13 protein-coding genes and 2 tRNA genes are annotated in these 14909 nt (G+C 60.4%); 2 read left to right on the top strand and 13 right to left on the bottom strand.

What is annotated here, in order from left to right; translation table 11 throughout:
* Positions 1 to 36: 36 nt before the first annotated feature.
* Positions 37 to 2973, top strand: a complete 2937-nt coding sequence (locus IF103_RS03530; protein WP_202675875.1) for a DUF748 domain-containing protein — start codon at positions 37 to 39, stop codon at positions 2971 to 2973.
* Positions 2974 to 3046: 73 nt separating this feature from the next.
* Here IF103_RS03530 and IF103_RS03525 read toward each other — a convergent pair whose 3' ends face one another.
* Positions 3047 to 3460, bottom strand: coding sequence for a VOC family protein (locus IF103_RS03525; RefSeq protein WP_023378635.1), 414 nt, complete (start codon positions 3458 to 3460; stop codon positions 3047 to 3049).
* A 60-nt stretch (positions 3461 to 3520) separates the two neighbouring features.
* Here IF103_RS03525 and IF103_RS03520 point away from each other — a divergent pair, with 60 nt between their 5' ends.
* Complete coding sequence (locus tag IF103_RS03520; protein WP_023378634.1) at positions 3521 to 3823, top strand: heme-binding protein; 303 nt, start codon at positions 3521 to 3523, stop codon at positions 3821 to 3823.
* Positions 3824 to 3894: 71 nt separating this feature from the next.
* On the opposite strand, the gene IF103_RS03515 is transcribed toward IF103_RS03520, so the two are convergent.
* The 12 genes from IF103_RS03515 to tpiA all read right to left on the bottom strand — a co-directional run bounded on the left by IF103_RS03515 (position 3895) and on the right by tpiA (position 14858).
* Positions 3895 to 4245, bottom strand: coding sequence for a BON domain-containing protein (locus IF103_RS03515; RefSeq protein WP_023378633.1), 351 nt, complete (start codon positions 4243 to 4245; stop codon positions 3895 to 3897).
* 263 nt (positions 4246 to 4508) lie between these two features.
* On the bottom strand, positions 4509 to 6614 hold the full coding sequence (gene pnp, locus IF103_RS03510) for a polyribonucleotide nucleotidyltransferase (protein WP_023378632.1): 2106 nt from the start codon (positions 6612 to 6614) through the stop codon (positions 4509 to 4511).
* Between the two features lie 259 nt (positions 6615 to 6873).
* On the bottom strand, positions 6874 to 7143 hold the full coding sequence (gene rpsO, locus IF103_RS03505) for a 30S ribosomal protein S15 (protein ID WP_011532144.1): 270 nt from the start codon (positions 7141 to 7143) through the stop codon (positions 6874 to 6876).
* 149 nt (positions 7144 to 7292) lie between these two features.
* On the bottom strand, positions 7293 to 8210 hold the full coding sequence (gene truB / locus IF103_RS03500; RefSeq protein WP_023378631.1) for a tRNA pseudouridine(55) synthase TruB: 918 nt from the start codon (positions 8208 to 8210) through the stop codon (positions 7293 to 7295).
* Between the two features lie 3 nt (positions 8211 to 8213).
* Positions 8214 to 8612 carry a 30S ribosome-binding factor RbfA gene (gene rbfA, locus IF103_RS03495; protein WP_023378630.1) on the bottom strand — a complete coding sequence of 133 codons (399 nt, stop codon included), beginning with the start codon at positions 8610 to 8612 and terminating at the stop codon, positions 8214 to 8216.
* A 116-nt stretch (positions 8613 to 8728) separates the two neighbouring features.
* The gene (infB, locus tag IF103_RS03490) at positions 8729 to 11266 is read right to left on the bottom strand and encodes a translation initiation factor IF-2 (RefSeq protein WP_023378629.1); all 2538 of its coding nucleotides are present in this window, start codon (positions 11264 to 11266) and stop codon (positions 8729 to 8731) included.
* A gap of 27 nt (positions 11267 to 11293) precedes the next feature.
* Positions 11294 to 12775, bottom strand: coding sequence for a transcription termination factor NusA (gene nusA, locus IF103_RS03485; protein WP_023378628.1), 1482 nt, complete (start codon positions 12773 to 12775; stop codon positions 11294 to 11296).
* A 59-nt stretch (positions 12776 to 12834) separates the two neighbouring features.
* A complete protein-coding gene (gene rimP / locus IF103_RS03480) occupies positions 12835 to 13293 on the bottom strand; it encodes a ribosome maturation factor RimP (RefSeq protein ID WP_023378627.1) in 459 nt (152 codons plus the stop codon).
* A 130-nt stretch (positions 13294 to 13423) separates the two neighbouring features.
* Positions 13424 to 13500 (bottom strand) — tRNA-Met (locus IF103_RS03475).
* Between the two features lie 98 nt (positions 13501 to 13598).
* Positions 13599 to 13684 (bottom strand) — tRNA-Leu (locus tag IF103_RS03470).
* A gap of 21 nt (positions 13685 to 13705) precedes the next feature.
* The gene (gene secG, locus IF103_RS03465; RefSeq protein ID WP_023378626.1) at positions 13706 to 14098 is read right to left on the bottom strand and encodes a preprotein translocase subunit SecG; all 393 of its coding nucleotides are present in this window, start codon (positions 14096 to 14098) and stop codon (positions 13706 to 13708) included.
* 4 nt (positions 14099 to 14102) lie between these two features.
* Positions 14103 to 14858: a triose-phosphate isomerase gene (gene tpiA, locus IF103_RS03460; protein WP_202675874.1), complete on the bottom strand. Its 756-nt coding sequence runs from the start codon at positions 14856 to 14858 to the stop codon at positions 14103 to 14105.
* Positions 14859 to 14909 lie beyond the last annotated feature (51 nt).

Raw genomic sequence — 14909 nt, 5'->3', positions numbered from 1 at the left:
CTCCAACGACCCCTGCTTAGACAGACGAAGCGACACATGTACAAAGGATTGACTCGCGCCCTCGGCGCACTGCTGGCCCTCGTTGCCCTCTACAGCCTGCTCGGCTTCCTTATCCTCCCTGGCGTCGCCCTGCGCATCGCCAACCAGCAGTTGGCCCAATACGCCACGCTACCTGCGCACCTGCAACGTATCGAACTCAACCCCTTCAGCCTCGAACTGACGCTATGGGGCTTGCAGTTGGGTGAGCCTGGCAAGGAGCAGGTCGGCTTCGAGCGGCTGTACGCCAACCTGTCGCTGGACAGCCTGTGGAAAGGCGCACTGCACTTGGATGCGGTCGAGCTCGACAAGCCGCGCAGCGAACTGCTGTTCGCCAAGGACGGCACGCTCAACCTGACCCAGCTGTTCAAGCTGCCGCCCAGTGAGCCCAAGCCCGAGGAGCCACCGAGCGATCCGTTCCCCCTGCGCATCGGCAGCATCAAGCTCAAGGACGGCTACCTGCACTTCAAGGACGACCGCCCCAGCGAGCCGATCGAGTTCCTCTACGACGCGATGAATCTGGAGCTGAAAAACCTCAGCACCCTGCCAGATGACAACGCCGACATGACCCTGGTGGCCGCGGGTCCCAACGGCGGGCGCATCGACTGGAACGGCACGTTCAGCCTGTCGCCGATCGCCTCGGAAGGCACCCTGAAGGTCACCGACGGCAAAATGAAAGTGTTCTGGCCTTATGTACGCGATGCCGTACCGCTGGTGCTGGAAGACGGCGTGATCAACCTCGACACCCACTACACTCTCAACCTGTCCAAAGAAACACAGCTGTTGCTCGACAAGACCTCCGTGCGGGTCGCGCCCTTCGCCATCAAGGCGCCGGATGGCCGTCAGCTGGCGCGCCTGGCCAGCCTGGAAGTCAGTGATACGTCGATCGACCTGGCCAAGCAGTTGGTCACCGTCGGCAAGGTCCGCAGCGAACAGCTCGAAACCTGGGCAGCACGCGAGAAAGACGGCCAGCTCGATTGGCAGAAGCTGTTTGCCAGCCAGCCGGCCAAGGCCACCCCACAGGAGAAAGCCGAGCCCGCCGCCGCCGAGCCTACACCCGAAGAAAAAGCCACCAAGGAGCCGGCCAAGCCCTGGCAGGTGCTGCTCAAGGACGTGCAGCTGCGCAACTACAGGGTGCACCTGGCCGACCGCAGCCAGCCGGAGCCCGTGGCACTGGACGTCGGCCCCCTGAACCTGGACTTGCAGGGCTTCGACAGCCTCAACCAATCACCCTTCACCCTGAAGCTCGACACGGGCGTCGGTAAACAGGGCAAGCTGCAAGCGGCAGGTCAGGTGAACCTGGCACCGGTCAGCGCCAAGCTCGATGTCAGCACCCGGGACATCGACTTGCGTGTCGCCCAGTCCTACATCAGCCCGTTCATCCGCCTGGAGCTGCGCAGCGGCATGCTGGGCAGCGACCTGAAGGTCGACCTCAAGAGCACCGAGCCACTGGCCTTCACGGTCGCCGGCAAAGCGCAGGTCAGCCAATTGCACACCCTGGATACCATCAAGAACCGCGATTTCGTGAAATGGCAGCAGGTCAACGTTGACGGTCTCTCGTACGTGCACGGCGACGCCCTGGCCATCGACAAGGTGACCCTGCTGCAGCCCTATGCCCGCTTCATCATCAACGAAGACCGCACCACCAATATTGATGACCTGCTGATCCCTCAACCGGCCAATGCCCCTGCCTCGGCCAAGGCCAAGCCAGCCGGAGGCGGCAGCGACAAGCCGCTGGGCATACGCATCGGCCAGATCGACATCAACGATGGCTCGGCAAACTTCGCCGACCTGACCCTTACCCCGAACTTCGCCACCGCCATCCAGCAGCTTAACGGTCAGATCGGCACCATCGACAACCGTAGGCCGTCACCGGCCAAGGTCGATATCAAAGGCAAAGTCGACCGTTATGCGCCGGTTACCATCAAAGGTGCCTTGAACCCCTTCAACCCACTGGCCAGCCTGGACATCGCCACCAGCTTCAAGCGAGTCGAGCTGACTACGCTTACGCCTTACTCCGGCAAGTTCGCAGGCTTTCGCATCCGCAAAGGCCGGCTGAATCTCGACCTGCACTACCTGATCACCAATGGCCAGCTGAAGGCCGAGAACAAAGTGGTCGTCGAGCAGCTGCAATTGGGCGAGAAGGTCGACAGCCCGGACGCGGTCGATTTGCCGATTCGCCTGGCGGTGGCGCTGCTCAAGGACACCGAAGGGAAGATCTCCATCGAACTGCCGGTTGCGGGCGACCTGAACAACCCTCAGTTCAGCGTCATGCCCATCGTCTGGCAGACACTGCGCAACCTGGTGCTGCGTGCGGCACAGGCACCGTTCAAGTTCATTGGCGGGCTGATTGCCGGCGGCGGCGCGGAAGACCTTGGCAGCGTCGCCTTCGCACCAGGCTCCAGCGAACTGAGCGCCGATGCGCAGGCTGCACTGGACAAACTGTCGGCCGCGCTCAAACAGCGCCCAGAACTGCGCCTGGAGATCGAAGGCACCAGTGCCCAGAGCAGCGATGGCCCATTGATCGCTGAACAGCGCCTGGAGCGTGAGTATCAGGCCACCTGGTACAAGATCCTTCAACGCCGTGGCGACAAGGTCCCGGCCAATGCCTCGATGCTGGTAGTCGACGACAGCGACAAGCCCGCCATGCTCGAAGGCATCTACCGTAACAGGCTCAAGCAGCAGCCACCGGCCGAATGGGAGCAACTGAGCCGCGAAGAGCGCACGGCCAAGCTACGCGAAGCGGTGATCAAGTCCTGGGCTGAAAGCACAGCACTGTTGCGCACCCTGGGCCAGGAGCGCGCCAGCAGCATCAAGGACTATCTGGTCGACAAGGGCAAGCTCGAGGACGACCGGGTGTACTTCATCGACACCAACCTGGGGCAAGCCGAGCGCGATGGCCGCGTGGTGACGCCAATGCACCTGGACGCGGAGTGATCGCCAGGTCTTCATCGCCGGCAAACAGGCGCCTGTAGGAGCCCGTTTGCCGGCCAGAGAGCCACATACATCCTCACGCCAAACGCTGCCCCGACACCGCTGGGTGATAAAGCGGTTGGACCTTGTTGCCCGCCGGGTCAAGCAGGTGGAAGCTCCGGGCACCGTCGCCATGGTCGAAGGGCCGATCCAGCAGGGTCACGCCGTGTGCCTTGAAGTAGTGGTACCAGGCTTCCAGCTCCTGCACGGTATCGACGATGAAGCCGTAGTGATCCAGGGTCTGAAAACCGTTCGACGCGCCCGCCCCACGTCCAAGCGAAAGGTTGTCGTTGCCACAGGTGAGGTACACCAGGTCTTCGTTGGCCCGGTGCAGCACCTGCATGCCCAGCACGTCCACGTAGAAGCGCTCGCACTCCTCCAGGTTGGGCACCAGTAATGCGATATGACGCAGGCCGTTGAGTCGACCAGGACGGGTGGGTAATTCGGACATTCGCGCGGCTCCTATTTTGTATACAATTCTTTTGTGAATTTAAAACAAAAGGATCCGCTTGTGTACAGTCTCTTCATCAAGACCCGGGTTAAACCCGGTACCGCTGCCGCGTTCCTCAGCGCTATCAAAGCCAACGCTGCGGCTTCGGTGGCCACCGAGCCTGGTTGCCTGGTGTTCGACGTATCCCAGGACCGCGCTGACCCGGATCTGATCTACCTCTACGAAATCTACCGCGATGAGCACGCCTATGAAGCCCATACCCAGACTGCGCACTTTCGCGACAGCAGGCCGCTCGTCGAGCCCCTGATCATCGAGCAGGTGTGCTTCGAAAGCGATGTGGTAGCGCGAAACCCCGTCGCATAAAGAAAAGCCCCGGCCAATGCCGGGGCTTTCTTGAATGAGTGGCCAAATCCATTTGGCCGACGGGACATCCCTTACTCGGATTTCAGGCCATCGGCCGACACGGCCTGAACGCCCTTGATCTTCTTGGCGATGGCAATGGCCATTTCTTTCTGCGAATCGGTGATGGCAACGTCGGAAGAGAGCGAGACCACACCCTTGTTGGTTTCGACTTTGATGTCGCTGCCAGGCACGCCTTTCTCGGTCATCAAGTCAGCTTTGACCTTGGTGGTGATCCAGGTATCGGAGGTTGCTTCCTTGGCTTTGGTCACCTCACCGGCCGCCAGCGTCATCGGGGCCTGGGTGGACTGCTGGGCGAATGCCGCGTTAGCCATGGTCAGGGTCAGAGCGGTAGCAGTAGCGGCAGCAATGGCGAACTTCTTCATTTAGGTCACTCCTGTTTGTCGAAAGGTCTGCGCCTTGATTCCTGGCGGCAGGTACAAGAGATATTGCACGGCATGTGCCAGCTTTTGCCTTTATAAAAATACCAATTAAATCAATGATTTATAGAAAAACCCCGGGATCGTTCATCGTGCATTTTGCACGCAGGGGGTATTTCCTGCATGCAAGATGCAAGTCCGCCAAATAGAATCGCACGCACAAAAAAAGGACCCCGAAGGGTCCTTCTTTCCAGCCTTTCGAAAAAGACTTAGACGCCCGATGCCTTGGCAGCGGCAACGTCCTTGATCGACAGCTTGATGCGGCCGCGGTTGTCCACGTCCAGTACCAGCACTTCGACTTCCTGACCTTCTTTCAGCACGTCGGTGACTTTCTCGACACGCGCATCGCTGAGCATGGAGATGTGCACCAGGCCGTCCTTGCCAGGCAGGATGTTCACGAAGGCACCGAAGTCGACGATGCGCTCGACCTTGCCCAAGTAGATCTTGCCGATCTCGGCCTCGGCAGTGATGCCCAGGATGCGCTGCTTGGCTGCATCGGCCGCTTCCTTGGTTTCGCCGAAGATCTTGATCGAACCATCGTCTTCGATGTCGATCGAGGCCTTGGTTTCTTCGCAGATCGCGCGGATGGTGGCGCCGCCTTTACCGATGACGTCACGGATCTTGTCGGTGTCGATCTTCATCGCGATCATGGTCGGAGCGTTGGCCGACAGCTCGCTGCGCGACTGAGCGATGACCTGGTTCATCTGGCCGAGGATGTTCAGGCGCGCTTCCAGGGCCTGGCCCAGGGCGATTTCCATGATTTCTTCGGTGATGCCGTTGATCTTGATGTCCATCTGCAGCGCGGTAACACCCTTGGCGGTACCGGCTACCTTGAAGTCCATGTCGCCCAGGTGGTCTTCGTCACCCAGGATGTCGGTCAGGACCGCGAACTTGTCGCCTTCCTTGACCAGACCCATGGCGATACCAGCAACCGGCGCCTTCATCGGTACACCGGCGTCCATCAGGGCCAGGGAAGCACCGCAGACCGAAGCCATGGAGCTAGAACCGTTGGATTCGGTGATTTCCGAAACCACACGGATGGTGTACGGGAACTCGGTGTCGCTCGGCAGCATGGCCTGAACGCCACGACGCGCCAGACGGCCATGACCGATTTCACGACGGCCAGCACCGCCCATGCGACCACACTCGCCCACCGAGAACGGCGGGAAGTTGTAGTGCAGCATGAAGGGGTCTTTCTTCTCGCCTTCCAGGGTGTCCAGCAACTGGGCGTCACGGGCGGTACCCAGGGTCGCAACGACCAGGGCCTGGGTTTCGCCACGGGTGAACAGGGCCGAACCGTGGGTTTTCGGCAGAACGCCGACTTCGATGTTCAGCGGACGCACGGTGCGGGTGTCACGACCGTCGATACGCGGCTTGCCGTTGACGATGTTCTCGCGAACGGTGCGGTATTCCAGCTCGCCGAAGATCTCTTTGATCTGGCCAGCGGTCGGGCCGGTTTCTTCGTTGGCCAGACGGGCAACGGCCTGGTCGCGCAATTCGCCCAGGCGGTTGTAGCGGTCGGCCTTGATGGTGATGGTGTAGGCCTGCGAGATAGCCTCGCCGAACTCGGCACGTACCAGGTTGAGCAGTTCGGTGTTGGCGGCTGGCGCCTGCCAGTCCCAGGTTGGCTTGCCGGCTTCGGCGGCCAGTTCCTTGACGGCCTTGATCACGGCCTGGAACTCGTCATGGGCGAACAGGACAGCGCCCAGCATCTGGTCTTCGGTCAGCTCTTGGGCTTCGGATTCAACCATCAGAACGGCGGTTTCGGTACCGGCCACGACCATGTCCAGGCTCGAAGCCTGCAGCTGCTCGTAAGTCGGGTTCAGCAGGTAGCCGGTGCTCTCGTGGAAGGCAACGCGGGCGGCGCCGATCGGGCCTTCGAACGGAATGCCAGAAATCGCCAGGGCAGCCGAGGTACCGATCATCGCAGCGATGTCCGGATCGGTCTTCTTGCTGGTGGAGACGACGGTGCAGACAACCTGCACTTCGTTCATGAAACCTTCTGGGAACAGCGGGCGGATCGGACGGTCGATCAGGCGCGAGGTCAGCGTCTCTTTCTCGGAAGGACGGCCTTCGCGCTTGAAGAAGCCACCTGGGATCTTACCGGCGGCGTAGGTCTTTTCCTGATAGTGGACCGACAGCGGGAAGAAGCCCTTGCCTGGGTCGGCCTGCTTGGCGCCAACCACGGTCACCAGCACGGTGACGTCGTTGTCGACGGTGACCAGCACGGCGCCGGTCGCCTGACGGGCAATGCGGCCCGTTTCGAGGGTAACGGTCGATTGACCGAACTGGAACTTCTTGATTACCGGGTTCACGGTTTCCTACCTTTTTCAGTGGCTCTGGGGGAACTGGTTTCTTGCGAATTCTTGGGCAGAACGGGGAATCGGCCCCATTGACCGTCCAGATACAACACGAGGCTGGGAGCCTGGCTGCCCAGCGGAAAATCCGCTCGACATCACCAGGCTGCCAACCTCGGAGATACGCGTGGCGTGTTGGACGCCAACGCTGTACAGCATTGCTGCCATACAGCATCGAGCATGCAACACGCCATGCACACCACTGGCCAGGCCGCTATTAGCGACGCAGACCCAGGCGACCGATCAGGGCGCTGTAACGAGTGGTGTCTTTGCCCTTCAGGTAGTCCAGCAGCTTACGACGCTGGTTAACCATACGGATCAGACCACGACGGGAGTGGTGGTCTTTCTCGTTGGCCTTGAAGTGGCCTTGCAGCTTGTTGATGTTGGCGGTCAGCAGAGCAACCTGCACTTCCGGGCTACCGGTATCGCCGGCGGCTTGCTGGTATTCGGCAACGATCTGAGCTTTTTCTTCAACGCTGAGGGCCATTTGGCTTCTCCTGATAAACGGATCCCGCAAGCGGGGTCCAATAGGCCAGGGACAATATCCCCGTATTAATAAAAGAGGTGTGACCGTGCCTACTGACAGCCACCCTCGTGTCCACAGGGCTCGGCGCAAGCCTGACCCTGTGTGTTCGGTCATTCCGACCGAATCAGTCGACGCGGCGCAATGCGCCCGTCCTCGCTCACCTCACCGATACCGATGAAGCGGGCATTGTGATCCTGTACCCGAACCATGCCGAATTGCGGCGCGTCCGGAGCACGCACGGCCTGCCCATGCAGCCAGTAGAACGCACTGTGCTCGGACAGGCGCACCAACGGCCAGTCCTGCAAGCCGCTGTCGGACGGCATGAGGAAGCGATCGAGCGCTTCGTTGCCCCCTTCGGCGTGGGCCTGCTCGAGTTCTTCGAGCGTTACCGTCTGCGCCAGCTCGAAGGGCCCGGCCTGGGTCCTGCGCAGCTCGGCGACATAGGCGCCACAGCCCAGGGCCTCGCCGATATCCTCCACCAGGGTGCGGATATAGGTGCCTTTGCTGCAACCGACGGTCAGGCGCGCACGGGTGCCTTCGCACTCGAGCAATTCCAAGCGGCCAATAGTAACAGAACGCGCCTCGCGCTCCACTACCTCTCCTGCACGAGCTAGCTTGTAAAGCGGCTGGCCGTCGCGCTTGAGGGCGGAGTACATCGGCGGTACCTGGCTGATTTGACCACGAAAACGCGGCAGCACAGCCTCGATCTCGGCGCGACCAACGGTCACGTCGCGAGTCTTGAGTACTTCCCCTTCGGCATCGCCGGTGCTGGTAGTCTGCCCCAGCTGCATGACCGTTTCGTAGCCCTTGTCGGAATCGAGCAGGTACTGCGAGAACTTGGTCGCCTCACCGAAGCACAGCGGCAGTACGCCGGAGGCAAGTGGGTCGAGGCTACCGGTGTGACCGGCCTTTTCGGCATTGAGCAACCAGCGGACTTTCTGCAGCGCGGCGTTGGAGGTGAACCCCAATGGCTTGTCGAGCAGGATGATGCCGCTGACATTACGGCGAATACGTTTGACCTGGGCCACCGCTTACTCCCCGGCGTCCGGCTTGTCGGCATCCTGGTGCAGACGGTCTTCGGCGACCGCGCGCTCGATCAGTGCCGACAGATGGGCACCACGGCTGACGCTCTCGTCGAAGTGGAAGTGCAGCTGCGGCACGCTGCGCAGTTGCATGACACGCCCAAGGTGCAGGCGCAGGAAGCTCGCGGCACTGGTAAGGGCCTTGAGGGTCTGAGGTACGGCGTCGGTCCCGTCCTGGCCCATGACGGTGATGAAGACCTTGGCGTGCCCCAGGTCGCGGCTGACGTCCACGGCGGTGATGGTCACCAGGCCGACGCGCGGATCTTTGACTTCACGGCGAATCAGCTCCGACAGCTCACGCTGCATCTGATCACCGATGCGTTGGGTACGGCTATATTCTTTTGCCATTCTTGCTACCTGTAACGTAAAGCGGCAAACGCCCGGTCAAGCTGAAGCCTGACCGGGCGCTACCTTCAGAGGCACTGCCAAACGCCCTGGGGCGAGGCCTGCGCCATGCCCACCCCTTACAGGGTACGAGCCACCTGGACTTTCTCGAAGACTTCGATCTTGTCGCCGACCTTGACGTCGTTGTAGCTCTTGACGCCGATACCGCACTCCATGCCACTACGCACTTCGGAGGCGTCGTCCTTGAAGCGACGCAGCGATTCCAGTTCGCCTTCGAAGATCACCACGTCCTCGCGCAGTACGCGGATCGGACGGTTGCGGTACACAGTACCCTCGATGACCATACAGCCGGCAATGGCGCCGAACTTCGGCGAGCGGAACACGTCACGGACCTCGGCGACACCCAGGATGTTCTCGCGAACATCGCTGCCGAGCATACCGGTCAGGGCCTTCTTGACGTCTTCGATGATGTCATAGATCACGTTGTAGTAACGCATATCCAGACCTTCCTGCTCGACGATCTTGCGGGCGCCAGCATCGGCACGCACGTTGAAGCCGAACAGCACCGCGTTGGACGCCAGCGCCAGGTTGGCGTCGCTCTCGGTGATACCACCGACGCCGCCACCGATGACACGAACCTGAACCTCGTCGTTGCCCAGGCCGCTGAGCGAGCCTTGCAGGGCCTCCAGAGAACCGCGCACGTCGGTCTTGAGGACGATGTTGAGGGTCTTCTTCTCTTCCTGACCCATGGTCTCGAAGATGTTTTCCAGCTTGCCGGCGTGAGCACGGGCCAGCTTGACCTCGCGGTACTTGCCCTGACGGAACAGGGCAACTTCGCGGGCTTTCTTCTCGTCGGCAACCACGGACAGCTCGTCACCGGCTTCCGGCGTACCATCCAGACCGAGGATCTCGACCGGAATCGACGGACCGGCTTCCTTCACAGGCTTGCCGTTTTCGTCGAGCATGGCACGCACGCGGCCGTAGTTGGAGCCGACCAGGACCATGTCGCCCTGACGCAGGGTACCGTCCTGAACCAGGATGGTAGCCACTGGACCGCGGCCCTTGTCCAAGCGCGATTCGACCACGACGCCACGACCTGGTGCGGTCGGAGTGGCGGTGAGTTCGAGGATCTCGGCCTGCAGCAGGACGGCCTCGAGCAGCTCGTCGACACCGGTACCCATCTTCGCCGAAACCTTGACGAACGGAGTGTCACCACCCCAGTCCTCGGAGGTTACGCCTTCGACGGCCAGTTCGTTGCGGATACGATCGAGGTCTGCACCCGGCTTGTCGATCTTGTTCACCGCGACCACCAGCGGAACGCCAGCTGCCTTGGCATGCTGCACGGCCTCACGGGTCTGCGGCATCACGCCGTCGTCAGCCGCCACCACCAGGATGACGATGTCGGTGGCCTTGGCACCACGGGCACGCATGGCGGTAAACGCAGCGTGGCCTGGGGTATCGAGGAAGGTGACCATGCCGCGGTCGGTTTCCACGTGGTAGGCACCGATGTGCTGGGTAATACCACCGGCCTCGCCAGCAGCAACCTTGGCACGACGGATGTAGTCGAGCAGCGAAGTCTTACCATGGTCAACGTGACCCATGACGGTCACTACCGGTGCACGAGGCTCGGTCTCACCTTCGAACTTCAGCGATTCGGCCAGGGAGTCTTCCAGGGCGGTGTCGCTGATCAGGGTGACCTTATGGCCCAGTTCTTCAGCGACCAGCTGAGCAGTTTCCTGGTCGAGCACCTGGTTGATGGTGACCGGGGTACCCAGCTTGAACATGAACTTGACGACTTCAGCGGCTTTCACCGACATCTGCTGGGCAAGTTCGGAGACCGTGATGGTCTCGCCGATGGTCACGTCACGAATGACGGGGCCGGTCGGGTTCTGGAAGCCATGCTGGTTACGCTTCTTCGGCTTGCCCTTGCCACCGCGACCGCGACGGAAACCATCGCTTTCTTCATCGGTGGTGCGTGGCGCGGCACGAGGCGTAGGAGCTTTTTCTTTCTCCTTGACCTTGACCTTGATCGACACGCGCGGGGCTTCGCCACGACGCTCGCCGCCACGACGGTCTTCGTCGCGAGTGCGGCTTTCGTTGCGACGAGTCTCGTCCTTCTTGCGCTCGGCAGCGCGTGCGGCAGCGTCTTCGGACGCTGGCGCCTCGGCCACTACCGGAGCAGCAGCTGCAGGGGCAGGCGCCGGCTCTGCCTTGGCCGCAGGGGCCGTAGCAGTGGTTTCGGCGGCCTGGCGACGGGCTTGTTCCTCGGCGCGCTGGCGAGCCTCGGCTTCAGCCTTCTCGCGAACGGCGTTCTCGGCCGCACGACGCTCTTCCAGTTCACGCTTCTGCTCAGCCTGGATCTCTTCCGGGCTGCGCTGCACGAATACTTTCTTCTTGCGTACTTCTACGCTGATGCTCTTGCTACCGGCTACACGCAGGGTGCTGGTGGTTTTGCGCTGCAAGGTGATCTTGCGCGGCTCTTCCGCCTTGCTCTTGTGGCTGCTCTTCAAATGGGTCAGCAAAACCTGCTTCTCGTTATCGGTCACTACCTGACCGGCGTCGGTGTGCGGCAGACCTGCCTCACGCATCTGCTGCAGCAGGCGCTCTACCGGTGCCTCGACCTCTTGGGCCAGTTCTTTCACCGTGACTTGCGTCATGCACTTCTCTCCTCAGGCCGCGCCTAATTACTCGAACCAGTGGGCTCGGGCGGCCATGATCAACTTGCCGGCACGCTCTTCGTCGATGCCGTCGATGTCGAGCAGATCGTCGATCGACTGCTCGGCCAGGTCTTCGCGGTTAACCACGCCGCGCACCGCCAGTTCCGCCGCCAGGTCCTTGTCCATGCCCTCGAGGGAGAGCAGGTCTTCAGCCGGATGGGCGTCTGCCAGTTTTTCTTCGGTAGCGATGGCCTTGGTCAACAAACGGTCCTTGGCACGAGCGCGGAGCTCATTGACGATATCCTCGTCAAAGCCATCGATGTTGAGCATTTCTTCCAACGGTACGTAGGCAATTTCTTCAAGGCTGGTGAAGCCTTCGTCGACCAGCACTTGTGCCAGCTCCTCGTCGACTTCCAGTTCCTCAATGAAGTTGCGCAGGATGTCGCCGGTCTCAGCCTGCTGCTTGGCCTGGATGTCCTTTTCGGTCATCACGTTCAGGGTCCAACCGGTCAGCTGACTGGCCAGGCGAACGTTCTGACCGCCACGGCCAATAGCCTGGGCCAGGTTGTCTTCGGCAACTGCGATGTCCATTGCATGGGCATCTTCATCAACGATGATCGCCGCGACTTCAGCCGGCGACATGGCGTTGATGACGAACTGCGCCGGGTTCTCGTCCCACAGGACGATATCCACACGCTCACCACCCAACTCGCCGGATACGGCCTGGACACGCGAACCGCGCATGCCGATACAGGCACCTTGCGGGTCGATGCGCTTGTCCTTGGAGCGGACGGCGATCTTGGCACGCGAACCCGGATCACGGGATGCAGCCATGACTTCAATGAGGCCTTCGGCGATTTCCGGTACCTCGATGCGGAACAACTCGATCAGCATCTGTGGCGCAGTGCGCGACAGGATCAGTTGCGGACCGCGGTTCTCGGTGCGGATTTCCTTGAGCAGCGCACGCAGGCGCACGCCGACACGGAAGGTCTCACGGGGAATGATGTCTTCGCGAGCCAACAGGGCCTCGGCGTTGTTACCCAGGTCGACGATGACGTTGTCGCGGGTAACCTTCTTGACGGTACCGGAGATGATCTCGCCAACGCGCTCGCGGTAGGCGTCGACCACTTGGGCACGCTCGGCCTCGCGCACTTTCTGCACGATGACCTGCTTGGCGGTCTGGGCGGCGATGCGACCGAACTCGATGGACTCGATCTTCTCTTCGATCACGTCACCGATCTTGGCATCCGGATGCGTGTCCTGGATCTTGCTCAGCCAGGTTTCGATAGCCGGATCGTCCAGGTCGTTCTCGTCGACCACGGTCCAGCGGCGGAAGGTCTCGTAGCTACCGGTGTGGCGGTTGATTTCCACACGCAGGTCGACTTCGTCCTCAAAACGTTTTTTGGTTGCAGTGGCCAGGGCCACTTCCAGCGCCTCGAAAATGACGCCGGGCGGTACACCTTTCTCGTTGGATACCGATTCAACAACCAGCAGTACTTCTTTGCTCATCGTACGCCTCGCCTTGCGCAAGCCATTGGGTCCGGACAGTCCGCCGGGCCCGGCACGTCTCAGTCAAAACTGGGAATAATATTGGCCTTGTCGATCGAGTCGATCGGCAACAGGAACTCGTGATTGTCCACCTGGACCACCACATCCTGCTCCTCCACACCGCGGAGAAGGCCCTGGAAGTTACGACGACCCTCGAAGGGCGTACGCAGCTTGATCTTCACTTGTTCGCCGGCATGCGAAGCAAACTGTTCCAGAGTGAACAGCGGGCGATCCATGCCTGGAGAGGACACCTCGAGGGTATATTCACTGCTGATCGGATCTTCAACATCCAGGATGGCACTGGCCTGACGGCTGACCGCTTCGCAGTCGTCCACCAGGATTCCGCCTTCCTTGTCGATGTAGATACGCAGGACCGAATGTTTGCCCTGGGAGATGTATTCGATCCCCCAGCATTGGTAGCCCAGACCCTCGACCACCGGGGCCAACAAGGCCTGCAACTGTTCTAGCTTGCTCGACACCTGAACCCCCTCGTGCATGCTGTGCAAATAAAAAATGGGCGAAGCGCCCATCCCTGAAAGCGCCGTTGGACAACGACGCCGATAACTGTTCGGCTAGCAAAAAGCCCCTGAAAAGGGGCTCCGCTGAAGCTGGTTGCGGGGGCTGGATTTGAACCAACGACCTTCGGGTTATGAGCCCGACGAGCTACCAAGCTGCTCCACCCCGCGACAAAGCTGGGGCGAAAGTATAAGACTGAACCCGCTACAGGGTCAATCTAACCTCCACCTGCAAGAAAGCCCGCTAAAGCGGGCTCTCAAGCTTTAATTGGTACCGAGAAGGGGACTCGAACCCCTACACCCTATGGGCACAACCACCTCAAGGTTGCGTGTCTACCAATTCCACCACCTCGGCAATATTACTACTTGAAACCCGTTACTTCTGCTCTTGAGCCGGAGGAGGTACGTCACCAGCGTTGGTGGTTTCGCTCTTCTGCTCCTGGAGCACCGGTACATCATCATTAACTGCCGGCTTCTGCTCTTTCACTTCCAGTACCGCTGGGTCTGGGAGACCCGCCTGGCTCAGCTGGTGAGCTTGTTGCTTGGCGAAGTATCCTAACCCAAGTGCTGTCAAAAAGAAAGTGGCAGCGAGTATAGCAGTCAATTTACTCAGGAAGGTAGCGGAACCTTGGCTTCCGAACACAGTATTAGAGGCACCTGCGCCGAAAGATGCACCTGCTTCCGCACCTTTACCCTGTTGCAACAGAACCAGCACTACGAGTGACAGCGCTGCCAACAGATGAAAAACAACGATAACTGTTTCCAGCATTTGTTCAGTTTCCTGCGGCGCGACAAATTGCACCGAATTCGTCTGCGTTCAGGGACGCTCCACCAATGAGCCCCCCATCGATATCCGGCATGCCGAACAGCTCAGCCGCATTGGCCGCCTTCACGCTGCCGCCGTAGAGAAGCTGCACGTTCGCGGCAACTTCGGCGTCTTCCGCCGCCAACTGCGCGCGAATGGCTGCATGCACATCCTGCGCTTGTTGCGGCGAAGCCGTCAAACCTGTGCCAATGGCCCACACGGGCTCATAAGCAATTACTGCATTGGCAAAAGCCTTAACACCGAATGCATCGATGATACTGCTTAGTTGACGCCCGACAACTTCAAGCGTCTTGCCCGCCTCGCGCTCTTCGAGAGTTTCCCCTACGCAAAGCACCGGCATTAAACCACTAAGTTGAGCAGCTGCAAACTTATCTTTCAGCACTTCCTCAGTTTCACCAATAATTTGGCGGCGTTCGGAATGGCCAATCAGAACCAACTTGCAACCTGCTTCAACCAACTGACTGGGTGCAATTTCACCCGTCAGCGCACCCTCTTCGGGTTTTACCGCAGAATTCTGTGCACCTACGATGATCCCCCTGCCTTGCAGCCCATCAATGACTTGATTGATGAACAGCGCCGGCGGAAACACCGCGACTTCCACACCGTCTGGCAAGGACATATTGCCCAAGCCCTGGATCAGCTCAGCGACGCTGGCGCGGGTACCGTGCATCTTCCAGTTACCAGCTACCATGGGGCGACGCATGCTTTACCTCGTCGGTCAAAGTGGGCGCAGATCTTACCCAACCAGATCTGC

It is taken from the genome of Pseudomonas sp. SK2, assembly GCF_016772395.1.
GTDB classification, from domain to species: Bacteria; Pseudomonadota; Gammaproteobacteria; order Pseudomonadales; family Pseudomonadaceae; genus Aquipseudomonas; species Aquipseudomonas taiwanensis.
Note: the sequence above shows the minus strand (reverse complement) of the source record. Positions and strands in the feature narration are given on the sequence as shown.

Bases quoted from the DNA above. Each gene is read 5' to 3' on its own strand.
- secG (WP_023378626.1), bottom strand. From the start codon at position 14,098: ATGCTGGAAACAGTTATCGTTGTTTTTCATCTGTTGGCAGCGCTGTCA.
- IF103_RS03530 (WP_202675875.1), top strand. From the start codon at position 37: ATGTACAAAGGATTGACTCGCGCCCTCGGCGCACTGCTGGCCCTCGTT.
- nusA (WP_023378628.1), bottom strand. From the start codon at position 12,775: ATGAGCAAAGAAGTACTGCTGGTTGTTGAATCGGTATCCAACGAGAAA.
- rbfA (WP_023378630.1), bottom strand. From the start codon at position 8,612: ATGGCAAAAGAATATAGCCGTACCCAACGCATCGGTGATCAGATGCAG.
- IF103_RS03525 (WP_023378635.1), bottom strand. From the start codon at position 3,460: ATGTCCGAATTACCCACCCGTCCTGGTCGACTCAACGGCCTGCGTCAT.
- IF103_RS03515 (WP_023378633.1), bottom strand. From the start codon at position 4,245: ATGAAGAAGTTCGCCATTGCTGCCGCTACTGCTACCGCTCTGACCCTG.
- infB (WP_023378629.1), bottom strand. From the start codon at position 11,266: ATGACGCAAGTCACGGTGAAAGAACTGGCCCAAGAGGTCGAGGCACCG.
- tpiA (WP_202675874.1), bottom strand. From the start codon at position 14,858: ATGCGTCGCCCCATGGTAGCTGGTAACTGGAAGATGCACGGTACCCGC.
- rpsO (WP_011532144.1), bottom strand. From the start codon at position 7,143: ATGGCCCTCAGCGTTGAAGAAAAAGCTCAGATCGTTGCCGAATACCAG.